The organism is Marinobacter sp. V032 (genome assembly GCF_052645435.1).
The window spans coordinates 510000-527300 of sequence record NZ_JBQXYE010000001.1 but is presented as its reverse complement, the minus strand read 5'-3'; the positions used below and the strand labels follow the sequence as shown (position 1 = coordinate 527300).

The 17301-nt window shown below is 57.3% G+C and carries 15 protein-coding genes; 10 read left to right on the top strand and 5 right to left on the bottom strand.

Annotated elements, in window-relative coordinates; translation table 11 throughout:
* Positions 1-10 precede the first annotated feature (10 nt).
* Positions 11-1231, bottom strand: a complete 1221-nt coding sequence (locus ACUN9X_RS02440) for a helix-turn-helix domain-containing protein (RefSeq protein WP_445472085.1) — start codon at positions 1229-1231, stop codon at positions 11-13.
* Between the two features lie 111 nt (positions 1232-1342).
* On the bottom strand, positions 1343-2767 hold the full coding sequence (locus tag ACUN9X_RS02435) for a sodium/glutamate symporter (protein ID WP_445472084.1): 1425 nt from the start codon (positions 2765-2767) through the stop codon (positions 1343-1345).
* Between the two features lie 535 nt (positions 2768-3302).
* Here ACUN9X_RS02435 and ACUN9X_RS02430 point away from each other — a divergent pair.
* The 8 genes from ACUN9X_RS02430 to ACUN9X_RS02395 all read left to right on the top strand — a co-directional run bounded on the left by ACUN9X_RS02430 (position 3303) and on the right by ACUN9X_RS02395 (position 11597).
* Complete coding sequence (locus tag ACUN9X_RS02430) at positions 3303-4310, top strand: HAD family hydrolase (RefSeq protein WP_445472083.1); 1008 nt, start codon at positions 3303-3305, stop codon at positions 4308-4310.
* Positions 4311-4530: 220 nt separating this feature from the next.
* Positions 4531-5568 carry a thiosulfate ABC transporter substrate-binding protein CysP gene (gene cysP / locus ACUN9X_RS02425; protein ID WP_260037313.1) on the top strand — a complete coding sequence of 346 codons (1038 nt, stop codon included), beginning with the start codon at positions 4531-4533 and terminating at the stop codon, positions 5566-5568.
* 117 nt (positions 5569-5685) lie between these two features.
* Entirely contained in the window at positions 5686-6558 is an 873-nt protein-coding gene (cysT, locus tag ACUN9X_RS02420) for a sulfate ABC transporter permease subunit CysT (protein WP_445472082.1), read from the top strand.
* Between the two features lie 3 nt (positions 6559-6561).
* The gene (gene cysW / locus ACUN9X_RS02415) at positions 6562-7392 is read left to right on the top strand and encodes a sulfate ABC transporter permease subunit CysW (protein WP_445472081.1); all 831 of its coding nucleotides are present in this window, start codon (positions 6562-6564) and stop codon (positions 7390-7392) included.
* A 9-nt stretch (positions 7393-7401) separates the two neighbouring features.
* Entirely contained in the window at positions 7402-8502 is a 1101-nt protein-coding gene (locus ACUN9X_RS02410; protein WP_260037310.1) for a sulfate/molybdate ABC transporter ATP-binding protein, read from the top strand.
* 212 nt (positions 8503-8714) lie between these two features.
* Entirely contained in the window at positions 8715-9725 is a 1011-nt protein-coding gene (locus tag ACUN9X_RS02405; protein WP_445472080.1) for a DctP family TRAP transporter solute-binding subunit, read from the top strand.
* 83 nt (positions 9726-9808) lie between these two features.
* Positions 9809-10303 (top strand): TRAP transporter small permease, encoded by a 495-nt coding sequence (locus tag ACUN9X_RS02400; protein WP_445472079.1) that lies wholly within the window; start codon positions 9809-9811, stop codon positions 10301-10303.
* Positions 10293-11597 (top strand): TRAP transporter large permease, encoded by a 1305-nt coding sequence (locus ACUN9X_RS02395; RefSeq protein WP_445472078.1) that lies wholly within the window; start codon positions 10293-10295, stop codon positions 11595-11597. Before ACUN9X_RS02400 ends, ACUN9X_RS02395 begins: the two co-directional genes overlap by 11 nt.
* Positions 11598-11697: 100 nt before the next feature.
* Here the strand turns inward: ACUN9X_RS02395 and ACUN9X_RS02390 are convergent, their stop codons facing one another.
* Positions 11698-11874 carry a DUF2897 family protein gene (locus ACUN9X_RS02390; protein WP_260037304.1) on the bottom strand — a complete coding sequence of 59 codons (177 nt, stop codon included), beginning with the start codon at positions 11872-11874 and terminating at the stop codon, positions 11698-11700.
* 149 nt (positions 11875-12023) lie between these two features.
* Entirely contained in the window at positions 12024-13316 is a 1293-nt protein-coding gene (locus tag ACUN9X_RS02385) for a hypothetical protein (protein WP_445472077.1), read from the bottom strand.
* 323 nt (positions 13317-13639) lie between these two features.
* Between ACUN9X_RS02385 and ACUN9X_RS02380 the strand changes: the two genes are divergently transcribed.
* On the top strand, positions 13640-16003 hold the full coding sequence (locus ACUN9X_RS02380; protein WP_445472076.1) for a lactonase family protein: 2364 nt from the start codon (positions 13640-13642) through the stop codon (positions 16001-16003).
* 6 nt (positions 16004-16009) lie between these two features.
* On the opposite strand, the gene ACUN9X_RS02375 is transcribed toward ACUN9X_RS02380, so the two are convergent.
* Positions 16010-16816, bottom strand: a complete 807-nt coding sequence (locus ACUN9X_RS02375; RefSeq protein ID WP_260037299.1) for a hypothetical protein — start codon at positions 16814-16816, stop codon at positions 16010-16012.
* Between the two features lie 263 nt (positions 16817-17079).
* On the opposite strand from ACUN9X_RS02375, the gene ACUN9X_RS02370 reads away from it, so the two are divergent.
* Positions 17080-17298, top strand: coding sequence for a hypothetical protein (locus ACUN9X_RS02370; RefSeq protein WP_260037298.1), 219 nt, complete (start codon positions 17080-17082; stop codon positions 17296-17298).
* Positions 17299-17301 lie beyond the last annotated feature (3 nt).

Genomic DNA, 17301 nt, shown 5'->3' with positions numbered 1-17301 from the left:
TGGACCAAGTCTAGCCATCGGGCAAAAGGCCAGGGAGTAACAAAGTTGTCGTGAATCCCGGAACCGGGGTCGCCATCCAGCAGCGGGCTCTCCCCTGGCCGAACGATTGCACCTTGCCTGCTTCCACGAGCGCATCAAGTGCACGTTGCACCGTGCGTTGGCTGACTCCAAGGGCAACCGCAATAGCCGAGCTGGGCCATGAGTCGCCGTCAGCCAGCAGCGCGAGCAAGGCGCCATGTCGTTCATCAACGGGCCGGGCCAGCACGGCAACGTCGATGTTCTGGTGAGGCTCGATGATAAAGCCAGTGCTGGTGGCGTTGATTCCGGCCAGCGGGCTGATGGCTTTGCGGAGTCGGCCAATTTCGACTCGCAAGCGGGCTCGATGAGAGTCTTCGCCGCCTTTCAACCTGAAGACCTGGGCGATAAGCGTGTCCCGGGACACGTCATGGGGCCAGGCCTCGGCCAGCGTGCGCGCAAGGGTAAAAAGAACCGGCCGGGTGGTAAGCGAAATGGTGCTGCTCTGATTTCGCACGGCATAGCGACATGCGTCGACGATGAGGGTTTTTGATGCCACCAGGGCTTCGACGTCTTCAAGCAAAAGGAGGCGTTGGGTGCCACGGGACATCAGTCTTGCTGCGGGAGAGGTCAGTAAGCCTTGAGTGCTTTCAACTTCGGCTGCGAGCGAGGGAATGCCGGCCTGGCCTGCGCTGCTCCGCGCGCGGGCGAGCGCCGCGCGTGCGGTGTCGGTTTGCAAACGTCGTATCGCGATTCCGGCGATGACCAGCTCATGTGCCGTTTTGAGCGCTGGCGGAAAGCCCGCGGGGTTAACGCTGCAAAGTGCGTGCTCGGCGTCGTCAAGACGCCCGATCAGGAGCAGGCGCCGTATTTCGAGATGGCGAGCATGGGCGGCATTAATCGAGTCGCCGTGGTGCTCAAGTGTTTGCCATGCAGAGGTGAGTGTCTCGGCGGGCCAGCTCAGATCTCGGGAAACCAGTGCGATTTCCGCCTCGGCAACCCGGCATCGTGCGCGGGAGACTGCCCGCTTTGGGCCGAAGGCGCGGGCGGCACGCTTTAGCAGCCCCTTGGCCCGAACGAGATCGCCAAGCTGTGCCATGGCAATACCCCGAAGGGCGAGGCCTGGTGCGTCGCCCCGCAGGGCGACAAAATTAAGCGCATCCAGCGGTTTGCCCTGAGCCAGCGCCTGTGCTGCCGTTGCGATAATCGGATCCATCGGTGCCCGGTGACTCCTTTTTACTCTCACCGAACACCCTTTGTCCGGAAGCCTTTTCAGAATAGCTGACGCGCCAGCGTTGGGGTGCTTTCAGGCATCATCGCTTAGCCCCTACTCTTTTAGTTTGCCGAAATAGAGCAGTCCCGAGCCGATACCGAGCACCACCAGCGCCAGCATCACGCCGAACAGCGGCCAGGGCCCGAAGTTGTAGATAACGGGCAAGGCGATGCCGGTGATGAGGCCACCACCGAAGAAGGGCTCGAACACCATCTGTTTGTAGCCAAAGGCCTCGTAGGCCGGGGTCTTGTTGTCGGGATCTGCGATTTTCATCAGGATCAGACCGGTTGCCGTGACCCCCATGGATTGGCCAATGTCACCGATGCCGCGCTCGAACCAGTATTTCGGGATAACGCGCGGGGCAAGCCAAAGAAACAGGCACACGTTCCAGGCAATGCCGGCAACGCCCAGCAGAATGAAAGGCATGAGGTTGGATGCGATGACCGCCAGCGACAGACTGGCAATTGCCGCGGCAATCAGGATGTCCAGAGCAAGCCCCTGAATGCGGACCATGGTGGCGCGATCAAGCAAATCGTTCTTGTCGAAACGTGTGAGCAACTGCTGCACGACCAGGCCACCGATCATGGCCAGCGGAAACAGCGGCACCGCCCCCAGCAGCTCGATACCATTCTCACCGCTGCCCCAGGTATGTTTCTCAATCCAGACCAACCCTTCAAGGATGCCAATGCCCACCAGTATGGCCATGGCAATGAAGGCGAAGTGCAGGGTCAGAGGTTCAATGGATTCTGATCGAACGGTCATGCCGCCGGTGGCTACAGGGCGGTCCTCTTTGTCCACAAGTCCGCGCTGCTGGCTGGGGGGAATCGTGCCGACATTTTTATCCAAGACGGCGCTTTTGCCGTTGCGTACGCCCCAGTTGATCAAAATGATGCCGCCGACAATACCGGAGATAACGCCAACGGTGGCCATGCCAACCGCGAGGTCTGCGCCTTCGGGGAAATTCAGGTCGGTGAAGACTTCCTGCAGACCCGCCGCAGTGCCGTGTCCGCCCTCAAAGCCAATCTCGATGAGTGCACCGGCCATCAAGGGCAGGCCGAAAAAGGGCGTCAGGATAAGTGCGGCGATCAGAATCCCGATCACGTATTGGCCCGCACCCAGCGAGACACCAAAGGCGAGCTGCGGTCCGGCGAGGTTCCAGACGTGTTTCCATTTCGGTAGCGGCACGCCCAATAGCAGGGTGGCAAACACCACGTTGATCAGCAGGCCCGGCAGCTCACTCCAGAGCTCGAGCATGGATTCCGGTATCGCGCCCTGGGCCAGCGCTGCATCCGGCCCTGCGGTTGAACGAACGACCAGGCCCAATACGCCGGGACCCAACAGCAAGCCGATTGCACCGGCAAGAATGGAGGCCGGCAGGAAAAGCTTCTGCGCGGGCCGCCAGTGCATGCGTACCCATTTGCCCAGAAACAGCAATACGGCGAGTATCAGGAGGGCGAAACCAATCTGGTCAGCGGTCATCGGGTCACCTTTTCAGCCATTTGTGAATGCGGCGGGCGAAAGCCTGGCTGCCCGGGATGTTTGCTCTGGGTATTTCGTTTGTATTCGTGGACGGCTACATATTGGAGAGTTGTTGCGCTGTCGGAAGCAGAGCGCAGGCCGATCTCTCTGGCTATGTTGTTAATCTATATAAGATTATAAGAAGAAACTCAAGATCTTCTCCTCAGTTGGTAGTCTTTCTCTTCCGCTGTCTATACTGGTTGTGTTGGCGTTTCATGACATCGTGTCGTGTCGTCGTTTTGCCCGTCAGCAGGACGCCACTCATTCACTTTAGCTGCGTGGTTCAAGAGGGATTCTGCTCATGGATATTCATCTTCTTATTCCACATCGCTGCATCGGTAATGCCGCTGTTGCGGTCCTGCTGGCGGCCGACGTATCAGAAGCTGTTGTCGCCGAATCCATTCTGTAACGAGAATTGGACTACATTTAAAAGTCGACGCACGCACGGGCACTCAAAGCAGTGTTTCTGAATTTAAAACAGTGGAGGTTCTCCCAAATGAGAAAACAATGGATCCGCTTGATCGCCGTTCTGGCGCTGTTCACTGTGAGTGCTCTGGCCTCGGCTGAGAATGATCCGTTGCCATCATGGAATGAAGGGCAGACGAAGACCTCGATTGTCGATTTTGTCCAACGCGTGACGGATAAAAACTCATCAGATTTTGTGCCGGCTGAAGCCCGTATCGTGACGCTGGACAACGACGGTACGCTCTGGGCGGAGCAGCCGGTTTATTTCCAGGTCTACTATGCGCTGGATCGGCTTCGCGAAATGGCGCCGAATCATCCCGAGTGGAAAACCACAGAACCGTTCAAAAGCGCACTTGCTGCTAATGCCAAGGGTTTGAAAGCCACTGGTATGGAAGGTGTGACGGAAGCCCTGCTGACGGCCCACTCGGACATCTCTGGTGAGGCATTCAAGGCGTCGGTAAGTGAATGGTTGGCGACGGCCAGGCACCCCACCAGGAACATGGCCTACAACCGAATGGTCTATCAGCCCATGCTTGAATTGTTGGATTACCTCCGCGCCAATGACTTTAAAACCTATATTGTGTCTGGCGGTGGCATCGATTTTATTCGGGCGTTTGCGGAAGAGACTTACGGCATTCCTCCTGAGCAGGTTGTTGGCACCACGAGCGATGCCCGATATGACATGCAGAATGGGGTGCCCAGGATCATCAAGACCGGGAAAATGGTGTTGGTGGACGACAAAGAAGGCAAACCTGTGGGTATCTATCGTCATATCGGTCGCCGGCCCATCATGGCGGTAGGCAATTCTGATGGCGATCTGCAGATGCTGGAGTACACCACGATTCCCCGGGAAACCGGGGACAAGACTGCCCGTTTGGGCGTGTTACTGCATCACACCGATGCCGAGCGGGAATGGGCCTATGACCGGGACTCCGCCATAGGTAAATTCGACAAGGGGCTTGAAGAAGCACCGGGGCGAGGATGGGTCGTCATTGATATGAAAAAGGACTGGAAGCAGGTATTTCCTGACAGCAAATGATGTGCAGCTCCGATAAATGAAAAGCGCTTGATCTTGTCCCTGAGCAGGGCATTCTACGCCAGCGTGATGCCCTTGCTCCTGCCTTTATAACTGTTGGTTTCAACGACAGTCTCAAATGGTCTACACCCCCCTATTGTTGTTTTTAGTTCGTTCGCTTATTTTATGGTTCTAAACTAACGATATTTTATTCTCATTTCGAATATAGGATCTTCTGGCCGCTATGTTGAACTCTTCGCTGTCTGCAAGTCGCACCCGTAAGGGGCTTTGGGTCGGTGCTCTGGCGCTGGCTTTTTCACTGTTTACCGGTCCGGCGTCGGCTCAGGATCGCGAGATGCTGAATTCATCCTACGATATTGCCCGTGAACTGTTCGCCGACTACAACGAACTGTTCGCCAAACACTGGCAGGAAGAGGCCGGCGAGACGGTCAATATCAAGCAGTCCCACGCCGGTTCGTCCAAGCAGGCTCGTGCGATCATGCAGGGCCTGAGCGCTGACGTGGTGACCTACAATCAGGTTACGGACGTCAACGTACTGGCTGAACGTGGCAAGTTGATCCCTGAAGACTGGGCATCACGCCTGCCAAACAACAGTTCCCCCTACTACTCCACCATGGCGTTTCTGGTACGCGATGGTAACCCCAAGAATATCCACAACTGGGATGACCTGGTGCGGGAAGGTGTCGAGCTGATCATGCCCAATCCGAAGACCTCCGGTAACGGCCGCTACACGTATCTTGCGGCGCTCGGATACGCACAGGAAAAGTACGGTGACGATCAGGAAAAAATCGATGCGTTCATGAGTGAGCTGCTGGGCCACGTGAAGGTTTTCGACTCCGGTGGCCGCGGCGCAACCACGACCTTTGTTGAGCGTGGTCTGGGCGATGTTCTGCTGACTTTCGAGTCCGAGGTCAATAATATCCCTGCCCTCAACCCGAGCAAGAACCTGCAGGTTGTGGTGCCCAAAGTGAGCTTCCTGGCCGAGTTCCCGGTGGCTTGGATCGATAAGAATATCGAGAAAAATGGTACCGAAAAGCTGGCCAAAGAGTACCTCCAGTACCTCTACTCTGAAGACGCACAGCGCCTGCTGGCCGGCTTCAACTATCGTGTCCACAACGAGACGGTAAAAGCCGAGAATGCGGACAAGTTCCCTGAAGTGAAGTTGCTTTCGATCAAGGAAATTGCCGGTAGCTGGGACAATGCGATGAAGACCCATTTCGCCAGCGGTGGTAAGCTCGACCAGCTTCAGCGCCAGCGTTAAGGAGTGCAGCCTCTGATCAGGTCCATTGGCGATTCTGGCTTTCAGGGGAAATGCCTCCGGGCAAGGTCTCAAGACTTGCAGAATCGCCAATAGACTTGATCACAGGCTTCTTAGTTAATGTCTACCACTGACACCTCCGGGCGCCCGGCCAAACGGCTGAGCGCTTCGGGTACCAAACGCGTATTGCCGGGGTTCGGTCTGAGCCTCGGCATTTCGCTCTTCTTCATCAGCCTTGTTCTATTGCTGCCGATCACCGGTTTGGTGATCCGGGCGGGTGGTATGGGCTGGGAGCAGTTCTGGTTCGTTGTGACTGACCCACGTGTGGTGGCGTCCTACAAAGTCACGGCGCTCGCGGCACTGGCGGCTTCGCTGTTCAACTGTGTATTCGGCCTGCTGATGGCCTGGGTGTTGGTGCGCTATGAATTCCCCGGCAAGCGCTTTCTGGATGCCATCATGGATCTGCCGTTTGCGCTGCCGACAGCCGTGGCCGGTATCACCCTGGCGACGCTCTTCTCCGAGAATGGCTGGTATGGCCAGCTCCTGTCGCAAATAGGAATTGAGGTCGCATTTACGCCATTGGGTATTGTGATCGCCATGGCGTTTACCAGCGTTCCTTTTGTGGTGCGCACTGTTCAGCCCGTGCTGGAAGAACTTGCCCCGGAAGACGAGGAAGCTGCCGTGAGTCTGGGCGCCTCCGACGCCACGGTGTTCCGCCGTATCCTGTTTCCCACACTCTGGCCGGCGATCGTCACGGGTGGCGCCTTGTCATTCGCCCGTAGTCTGGGGGAGTACGGCGCGGTGATCTTTATTGCCGGCAACTCGCCCTACGTCAGCGAAGTCATCAGCCTGATGATTTTTGTTCGGCTTGAGGAATACGACTTTCCTGCAGCCAGCGCGATTGCCGCGGTGGTCATGGTGACGTCGTTGATATTGCTGCTTGTCATCAACGTCTGGCAGGGGCGCTATCTCAAGCGCCTGAACGGAGGCTAGCGCATGGCCACTCCCAAACATCGTCGCGTTGGCGACAGCCCAATGGTACGCCGCCTGCTGATCGGCACCGCTGTTTTGCTGACGGTCCTGCTGCTGTTTATGCCACTGGTGCTGATCTTTGTTCAGGCGCTTTCCGAGGGCTGGACGGGCTACGCAGGCAACATCCTTGATGATTACACACTGGATGCCATCGGCCTGACGCTGGTGGTTGCCCTGATGACCGTGCCGCTGAATATGGTGTTCGGGGTTTTCCTCGCCTGGCTGGTGACCCGTTTCCGGTTCCCTGGCCGCAAGGTGCTGACCACTTTAATCGATATCCCCTTTGCCGTGTCGCCGGTGGTGGCCGGGCTTCTCTATCTGTTGTTGTACGGCAGTAACGGCTGGGCCGGTCAGTGGCTGGGTGAGTATGATATTCAGCTGATGTTCTCCTGGCCGGGCATCGTCATGGTGACGGTTTTTGTAACCTGCCCGTTTGTTGCGCGTGAGCTGATTCCGCTCATGCAGCAGCAAGGCAGTGAGGAGGAAGAGGCCGGTGTTGTTCTGGGCGCCTCTGGCTGGCAGTTGTTCCGCCGCATTACCCTGCCCAATATTCGCTGGGCGTTGCTTTACGGCGTGATCCTGACCAATGCCCGGGCGGTTGGCGAGTTTGGTGCGGTGTCGGTGGTATCCGGCAATATCCGTGGAGAGACCAACACCCTGCCTTTGCACGTTGAACTGCTGTATCAGGATTACAACATCGTGGGCGCCTTCGCTGCGGCGTCCCTGCTGGCTGCTATCGCACTGCTGACACTCGTTGCCAAAGCTATTGTGGAGTGGCGCCAGAGCCGCGTTTAAGGATTGTCCATGAGTATCGAAGTTCAGGGTATCAACAAGTTTTTTGACACGTTCCAGGCGCTGCACGATATCGACCTGACGATTCCCGATGGTCAGCTGACAGCATTGCTGGGGCCTTCCGGGTCCGGTAAGACGACCTTGCTGCGCATTATCGCCGGGCTCGAAAACCCTGAGCAGGGCCGCGTGCTGTTCAATGGCCGCGATGTCACGCAGCTGCATGTGCGCGACCGCCGGGTCGGGTTTGTGTTTCAGCACTATGCGCTGTTCCGCCATATGACCGTGGCACAGAATGTGGCTTTCGGGTTGGACGTGCTACCGCGCAAGGAGCGTCCGTCCAAGCCCGAAATTCGCAAGCGGGTGGCCGATCTGCTTGAGATGGTGCAGCTGGACCATCTGGCCGGTCGCTATCCTGTCCAGTTGTCCGGCGGCCAGAAACAGCGTATTGCCCTGGCCCGTGCGATGGCTATGCGCCCGGAGATACTCCTGCTGGACGAACCCTTTGGCGCGTTGGATGCCAAGGTTCGAAAAGACCTGCGCCGCTGGTTACGTAACCTGCATGACGAGCTGCATTTCACCAGCGTATTTGTCACCCACGATCAGGAAGAAGCGCTGGAATTGTCGGATCAGGTCGTGGTGATGAGTAATGGGCGCATCGAGCAGATGGACTCACCGCTGGAACTCTACGCCCGGCCTGACAGCCGCTTTGTATTCGAGTTTCTCGGCCAGGTGAACGTCCTGAGCGGCAAGATCAGCGAAGGCACTATCCGTCAGGGCAATGCCTGGGTGCGGTTGCCGGACAGCTGCGACAATGACGACGCCCAGCTTTACCTGCGCCCCCATGAAGTCCGCCTGACCCAGGCGCCCACTGAAGAGGCGCATCTGCCGTTCCAGATAGAAGCGATCAGCGTCATTGGCGCTGAAGTGCGTATCGAACTGAAACCGGACGGCTGGGCCTGCGATGAACTCTGGGAAGTCGGCATCAGCCACACCGAGTTCAATGCCCGCAGACCCCAGCGCGGCGATCGCTGCTATGCCGTGCCGGAAGTCGGGCACCTGTTCTGCGATCATCAGGCTGTGCCAAAGACACTGGACTGGTCTGTGGCGCGCTAACCAGGCAGCGCTCGCCTGCCGCATATTCAGTGTGCCCGGTGACCTGGCTTCTTCGCCGGGTCATCTCCTTAAATATGTGATTATCATATAAACAACAACGGCTTAGCCGTTACGCTTTGCGTCGCGACAGACCCCCTCCTATAATCGCTTGTTGCCGCTGTTTTTATCTACCGCGCAGTGGCCTGGATCCCCCCAATAAAAAGGATAACGAGATGTTGAAACGCTGCACGTTTATGGCTGCTGCTGCCGCTACCCTGCTGTTCAGTTCTGCGACCTTTGCCCAGTACAAAGATGAGTACACGGTGTCGACCGTGCTGCCCTCAGCATTCCCCTGGGGACAGGCGGCGGATAAATGGGTCGAGCTGGTAAAAGAGCGCTCAGAAGGGCGCATCAACATGAAGGTTTACAGCAATTCCCAGCTGGTTTCGGGGGATCAGACCAAAGAATTCTCGGCGATGCGTTCCGGTCTGATTGATATGGCGGTTGGCTCCACCATCAACTGGTCGCCTCAGGTGCCGGAGCTGAATCTTTTCTCGTTGCCTTTCCTGATGCCGGATAATGCCGCAATCGATGCGATCACTCAGGGTGACGCCGGTGAAGCGATCTTCGCTGCCATCAAAAAGCGCGGTGTGACTCCCCTGGCCTGGGGTGAAAACGGGTTCCGCGAGCTGTCCAACTCCAAACGCGAGATCAAGGCACCGGCTGATCTCGACGGCCTGAAGATTCGTGTGGTGGGTTCGCCACTGTTTCAGGACACCTTTACCGCGCTGGGCGCCAACCCGACCCAGATGAGTTGGGCCGATGCCAAGCCTGCGCTGACTACCGGTGCAGTGGATGGCCAGGAAAACCCGCTGTCAGTGTTTGATGTGGCGCGTATTGATCAGGTGGGCCAGAAGTACCTGACCCAGTGGCATTACATGGCCGATCCGCTGGTCTTTGCCATCAGCAACCGTGTCTGGGGGCAGTTCAGCCCGGAAGACCAGAAATTGCTGAAACAGGCGGCTATTGATGCCGGTAAGTGGGAAATCGAAAAATCCCGTTCTGAGCTGGCGGATACGTTGGCTGCCATCAAGGAGCGCGGTGTAAAGGTGACGGATCTGACCCAGGCGCAGCACGATGCGTTTGTTGAAGCGACTCAGTCCGTATACGGGAAATGGACCCCTCGTATTGGTGAAGATCTGGTCAAGCAGGCTCAGGACGCTGTTGCTAACCGTCAGCAGTAACCCCTGCTGCTTGTTGTTCAGAACGCCCACCGGTAAAGGCGGGCGTTCTGCCTCACAGCATGCCATTGTGAACCGGAGTAACCATGTCGTCCCGACCCCCGAAGTGCCGGCCTGAAGCCTGGCTGGCCTCCCTCGCCCTTATTGCAATCTGTATCATCAGCCTGGGCAATGTCATTGTCCGTTATGCCACCGATGCCTCATTTGCCTTCACCGAAGAGTTTTCAGTGTTCTTTCTGGTGCTGCTTACCTTCGCCGGTGCCGCTGTGGCCGCGCGCCGCAACCAGCATATTCGGATTGAGCTGATCGAACACCACCTGCCGCCCGGGGCCCGCAAGGTAGTGTTTGTACTCCAGTGGCTGGTGGGGATGCTCGTGTTTGGCATCACGGTCTGGTACGGCAGCACCTTCGCTCTGCAGGAGTATGACTGGGAGTCGTTGTCGCCCGGCCTGGGGTTGCCAAACTGGATGTACGTCATCTGGCTGCCGTTCTTGTCGGTCGCCATCATGATTCGTATGACCCAGAACCTGATTGATCGTCTGCGGGGCAAGGAAGAGCCGGAGGTGGTTCATGAGTCCTGATCTGTTGATGATCGGCAGCTTCCTGGTAGCCCTTATGCTGGGGGTGCCGGTGGCCGTTGCGCTGGGGCTGGGTGGCGCTGTTGGCATTTTCGCGGGGCTGTCGCCCGATATGCTGGCGACCTTTGGTACCAATACCTACAACAGTGTCGCCAAGTATCCGTTGATTGCGATTCCGCTGTTTATCCTGACGGGGCTGATTTTCGAGCGTGCAGGCGTGGCAGCCAGCCTGGTGCGGTTCGCCCAGGCGATTATCGGGCCACGTCACGGTGGGCTGACCGTCGTCGCCGTGCTGGTGTGTCTCATTATGGGTGGCATGAGTGGCTCGGGCCCGGCGGATGCTGCGGCAGTGGCGATGGTGATGTTGCCAAGCATGCGTAAGGCGGGCTATCCCCAGCCTTTTTCGGCGACGCTGATTGCCGCTTCGTCCTCTACCGCTATTCTGATTCCGCCCTCTATCGCGCTGATTCTCTACTCTATTGTGGTGCCCGGTGTCGATTTACGGGCGTTGTTCGCTGCGGGTGTCTTTCCCGGCATTCTTGCGGGCGTCTCATTGCTGGCGCCGGCACTCTACTTTGCCCGTAAATACCGCTGGGAAGACCCGGAAACAGTGGAGCGACCACCACTCTGGCCGAGCTTCAAGGCTGCGATACCGGCGTTGTTTGCACCGGTGATCATATTGGGCGGGCTGCGCTCCGGGTTGTTCACACCGACAGAGGCCGCTGTGGTGGCCGTGGCCTACGGCGTTATCGTCGGCAGTCTGATCTATCGCAATCTGAGTATTCGTGACCTGTTTGATCTGATGACCGAAGCCGCGGTGACGTCCGGCGTGGTGATGTTGATTATCGCGCTGGCCGGCATTTTCGCCTGGGCGGGCACCACTCTGGGCACCTTCCAGCATCTGGCCGATGCCCTGCTGTCGTTATCAGACAATGGCTGGGTGCTACTGGGGCTGGTGATGGTACTGGTGCTGATTGCCGGCATGTTGCTGGACGCCATATCGATCTATCTGATTCTGATCCCGATTGTGTTGCCGCTGATGAATCACTTCGGCTGGAACCCGGTCTGGTTCGGTATCCTGCTGGCGATGAATATCGCCATCGGCCAGTTCACGCCACCGGTCGCCGTTAACCTGATGGTCACCACCCGTATTGCCAATATCCGGTTGGAACACACGCTCGGCTGGGCGTTGGTGTTTATTGCGGCAATGGGCGTCAGTTTGCTGTTGGTGATGCTGTTGCCCGGTATAGCGCTCTGGCTGCCGGACAAGCTGGGATACGTGGTCGGGAAGTGGTAACAGCGGTGTGCAAGCGTGCCCGTGAACCGGGCCGCTGAAACACGTCCTGGCAGGATTGAAACATCGCTCAGTGGGCGCCCGGATTATCGGGCGTCAATGCTCACCACTCCTTGTCTTCCGCGGCCTCTTCCGCTTCGACTTCGGCCTTGCGGGCCTGAATCTTCTTCATCTTCTCTTTGGAAATTTTCATGCTGCCGGCGTTGTCGCGCAGGATGAACAGCATGCCGACGATCAGCACCATCGCAAGTATGACGAATACCCATCCGATAATTGGCATAACGTGCTCCCTGAAAGGTTGGGTTTCCTCCATAGTGAACCAGTCAGCGCCGGGTCAGCAACCGGATTTCTCTGAAATCCGGGCTCAGGGTATATAAACGTCAAAGGATGCGCAGCAGCGTCTGCGGGGCCTCTCTGGCTTGAACAGGGTTACCGCAGGGTGACGGTTTTCACTTCACCCAGGGCAACGGGAACGACCATGTTGCCGCCGTGAAGCTGACGCTTGAGCTGCAGGGTCTGGCCCTCTACGCCTTCGATGCGTCCCTTGAGCACACGGCCACTGTTCAATCTGATCGTCACATCCCGGTATAGATGCTGGTCCAGATTGGCTAGGGCAAGTTGCCCGGCCGGCCGGGCTGAGGCTTTACCGGTCTTGGTGCTGCCGGTGCTGGCCTGAGGCGGCTGCTTTTGCGTAGCGCTCTCAATTACCTGCGTGTCGGTATCGGCAAGGGCCTGTTCGCTTGGTGCGATGCTCACGGGCTGCATGCCGGTCACTTCGGTACCCATTTTCGGGTTCAGCCGCCCGCTCAGATAAACCGGATCAGGACTGAGGTAATTGCTGCCGAGATCCAGTGCCGGGAAGGGCTCCATCTCGAATGTCAGGGTGCTGCCGGGGTTGGTCGCGTAATCGCGATAGATATCCACAAGACTGTCGCTCGGTTCCAGTCCAAGGTTGTGCCAGGCGTCGAGCCAGGCAGCCAGGTGGTGCTCGCGGTAAGCGGCGGTATCCATTCCTGTTTCATCGGCACAAAACGCCAGGCTGCGTTCAAGATAGCCCAGGTCTTCTATCCGGATGGTGGCGTTGGTGAGCTGTGAGGCCTTGGCCAGATCACCGCCAGCCATACCCGCAATGCTCGGCGCGTATGGCAGTCGCGAGGTCATTTCCAGATCAACCGCCATCTGGTCGCGCGAGATCACGTCAAGCGTCAGCACGAGGCGGTTATCGCCTTTCGCCAACTGGTACCCCATTTTCATATCAAGGGTGAGCATGTCGTAGCCCATATCCTTGAGGTCACTGCGATCAAAGAACCGGCGTTCACCGCAGCCTGCGGTATCGAGGCGGCTCATGGGATTCGCTTGCCCGGCATTGTTGAACAGGGCAGCATCCGCCAGCAGGCCTTCTACAGACACTGCAAGGTGCTCGGGGATTTCGTTGTTTTTAAAGGTGTCTTCAAGCGTTAGCAGTTGCCACAGGCTGCCGGTGATCAGTGCAATTTTGTCCGCATGGATTGCCTGACCTGCAGGCGATGTGAACTGCACGTCACTAATTTCAATATCGCCCGACAGGGTCGTCGAGACATCGCTGTAATCGAACTGCGCATGGCCTCTCATTGCCCGCTTGGCGGCATCGAGCCCATCGGCTACCGAACTGGATATTTTGTATTGTGCAGTCGCAAGACCGGCGACCAGAAGGACGACAAGAACAATCAGAAGGCGCTTCATAAAATTCCCTTTTACAGCAGTCCATTTCGGAACAGGGGTGATGGACACTAGCCCGCCTGAAAGAAGCGGATGAGCGGGATATTACCTTAACGCTATGTAATGTTTAAAGCGGCGATCGCCAATTACGTGCGGGAGGCACGCTTATCGCTGCGCGCACTTGTGGGCGCATCCGGAGGCCGGATACCTTTCGTGAGCTACACTGTACAGAGCGCCGGCACCCTGCCGGATGGCAACAGGCGCGAACTGACCGGGCACCGGTCCTGACCCTTTTGTGCGCTTATAAAGATACTCTCAGACCAGACAATGTGAATCAGAGGCGAGTTATGCTTGAGAACATCCGAAATCTGCCGTTTTCGATTATCCATCGGTCCGGCACCAAATCCTGGTTTGGTCTTGGCCTGGCGTTGTCTGTGGGATTGGGGCTTTCAGGTTGTAGCAGTGACGGCGATGGCGATGCATCCACCCGATTCACGGTAGGAGGCGACGTATCCGGGCTGGACGGTATGCTGGTGCTGCAGAACAACGACAAGGATGATCTGAGCCTGACTGCGGATGGCGGGTTTATCTTCTCTGAAGCGCTGGCAAAAGATGCCAGTTACGCGGTCACCATCAAGACCCAGCCTGCCGGCCAACGCTGCACGGTCAGCCAGGGTAGCGGAACACTGACGGCCAATGTGACCGATGTGGCGGTTGCCTGCGTGACCCCTGTGGCGTCTGCTGCTTACGTCACCAACAACACCGATGGCACGGTCAGTACCTTTAGTGCTGACGCCACAACCGGTGCGTTAACCGGGACAGGATCGGCGATTGCGGCGGGCGCCTTGCCGCAAGCTATTGCGGTGGAGCCGACGGGGCGGTTTGCTTATGTCGCGAATACTAACGATCCGATCCGGACGTTTGCGATAGATTCGGATACGGGTGCGTTGACGAAAGTTGACGACTTAAATCCGACGGGAAACCAGCCCAAAGCGGTTGCAGTGGACCCGTCAGGGCACTTTGCCTACATGGCGAATGCCACGAGCAACAATATAAGCATCTACAGCATTGATGGGGATACCGGAACACTTACAAGCGTCGGATCGCCCGTTCCAACCGGATCTTCGCCCAGTTCGGTTGCTGTGGATGCCAGCGGGCGCTTTGTTTATGTTACAAACCGCGGTAGCAACATGTTGAGTGTCTACAAGCGAGATCCGGCCGACGGTACTTTGACCCCTGTTCCTGATTCGCCTTACTTGACTGGCGGGCTTCCGGCTGCAGTGGCTGTTGATCCGGGTAGCCAGTTTGTCTATGTGGCCAACAACGGCTCAAACGATGTCAGTATTTATAAGATTGAGCCGATTACCGGCACGTTGACGGTTTTTGCCGGGCTGACGTTTCCAGCCAGATCAGACCCCACCGGAATTGCAGTGGATCCGACCGGTCGTTTCGTCTACGTCACCAATGGCGGCGACAGTAGTATCAGCCAATACACCATTGATCCTGTAGACGGTGAGCTGGCCGAAATTGGCGTGCTGACGAACATCGGCCTGAACCCTGATGCCGTGTCGGTCGATCCGAGCGGTCGTTTTGTCTATGTGGTCAATCGTGGTGGCGACACGATCGGTACGTTTAGCGTCGATCAGACAACCGGTGCGCTCTCGGTGGCGGGCACTGCAGTAGCCGCCGGCGACGGCCCGAATTCAATAGGCCTCAGCCCTCTGAAGCGCTTCGTTTACACCGCAAACAGTGACGACGACAGCGTCTCCGTTTATGCCAGCGATGCAGCCAGCGGGGCACTTACATTCATGGGCAAGACCGAGGTGGGTGATGAGCCCGGCTCGGTAGCCGTATCATCGACCGGGCGTTTTGCCTACGTTGCCAACAGTGATGACGATACGGTAGCGGCCTACACGGTGGATCGGGTCAACGGTAACCTGACGGCCGTAGGAATGGCGATACCGACGGGTTCCCATCCCCAGGCAGTGACCTTTCATCCGGACAATCAGGTAATTTATCTGGCGAACCGGGATGAGAATACGGTGGCAGCCTACAAAATTGATGACGTGGGCGCTTTGACTGCGCTGGGCTCAGCTCTGGCGACTGGACCGTTGCCTTCGGCTATTGCCGTCAGCCCTGACGGATCAACCGTTTATGTAGCGAATAGCGGCGGGTTAGGGGGTGTGTCAGTGTTTAAGGTTGTGGCAACGACCGGTCAGCTGGCATTTTTTAGGAGTGCTTCGACAGGCTCGGATCCCCAATCGATTACAGTAGATCCCACAGGGCGTTTTGCTTACGTGGCAAATTCAGGTTCCAACAATGTCACCGTTTATCGAATCAATGCGGCAAACGGCGACCTGACATTCCAGACGCCTCCGGTAACCACAGGCGCGAGCCCGCAATCCATCACCATGGATCTCACAGGCCGTTTTGCTTATGTGGCCAACAAAGACAGCAATTCGATCAGCACGTTCAGTATTGCCCAGGACACAGGTTATCTGACCGTAACCGGGAGTCCGGTACCCACGGGGCGTGAACCGGTTGCGATTCGGCTCGATGCGACAGGTCGCTATGCCTATGTGACCAATAGTGGTGACGACACCATCAGCACCTACAGCGTCGATTTGGAGACGGGTGCCCTGACTGAGGTGGGAGATCCGGTTGCGACAGGGCGGGAGCCGGCAGGGTTGAGCCTGACAGGCTCCCGCTAAAAGGGATCAGTTCAGGAACTGCATGTTGAAGCCCAGAAAAATCTGCCATTCCGGTTGGCCGGGGCCATCATCGGCAACCGAGAACTGGGGTTCGACAAACAGGTTATAGACGGTTTTATCCTGCTTGAAGACCTGGCCGACACCCACACCCAACGGCATGCTGTAATTGCCGTTCTCGAGGTTATACAGCCATATCGGCGCGGCCCTCAGATAAGTGCCGCCGCCGAGCTGGTAGAACGCAAAGGGCTGGAAAGCCGCCGAGTTAACATCTTCCCGGTCGTCTTCACCGGCAAAACTCTCCTGCCAGGTCAGCAGGTAGCCGTACTGGAAGGTCGGTGAACTGGCATTGAACAGCACGTTCGCGACGCCACCCGACCATTTTTCGCTACCCAGCTCATCCTTGCCGGCGGTGGGCGCAGTGATTTGCGGACCAAAGCCGAAACTGACCGCCGGGTTGCCGGTATCGAACAGGTAGGCGGCAAACATGTTCAAATCACCGATACCGGTTTCCTTGTCGCCATCCGGTGCAGTGGGGAAAGAGTTGATCGGCAGGGATGCACGGAATATCCAGTCAGTGTCGGAGACCGAAAAGGGCTTGGCGAATCGAAGCCAGGCCTGATTGGCGGACTCGTCTGACTCGGTCAGGTCACCGATATAATAATCCTGGATGTTGAAGGCGGTCATGTCGGCCAGCGGGTTGTTGGCCTGTGCTGCGGCATTACCGGCCTGCTGGTCTTGTGCGAAGGCAGCATGATGCGACAGAAGCGCACACCCGCCGAGTAACAGTGAACGTGTCAACGCTGGTGCTTTCATACCCTGTTCCTTTCTTTTAAGAGACCCGGGAATTGTGAATGTGAGGCCGTTCTGATGGGATCTGATGCCCTTGTTCAGCAAAGCGATAGCCTGTTAAACCGGTGTTTCAGGCGTATTTTCAAGTGTCAGGTAATGAATTCGGACATACGGAAAATATAGGTGAGGGTTGAGAGTAGTGCCAATCCGCAATGTCCTTCTATAGTGTTAGTGAACCGCCGGGCGGCTTGGAGCGCCGGTGTATTGTCAGATTCGAGGGCTGACCCATGAACCAATGGCTGGTCGACAATGGTGTGCCGGATGTCAGGGATGGTCTGACCCGCACGGAAAGACTTGTGTTGACGGTACTGCACGAGACGCAGCAGGAGCGCAACGGGCGGTCCGTGCCCACCGCCATGCTCTATGGTCGGGTGCTTGAACACATCAACCTGAGTGAAGCGGAGCTGCACGTCACACTCAACCGGCTGGGTGTAAGAAAGTTCTGATCT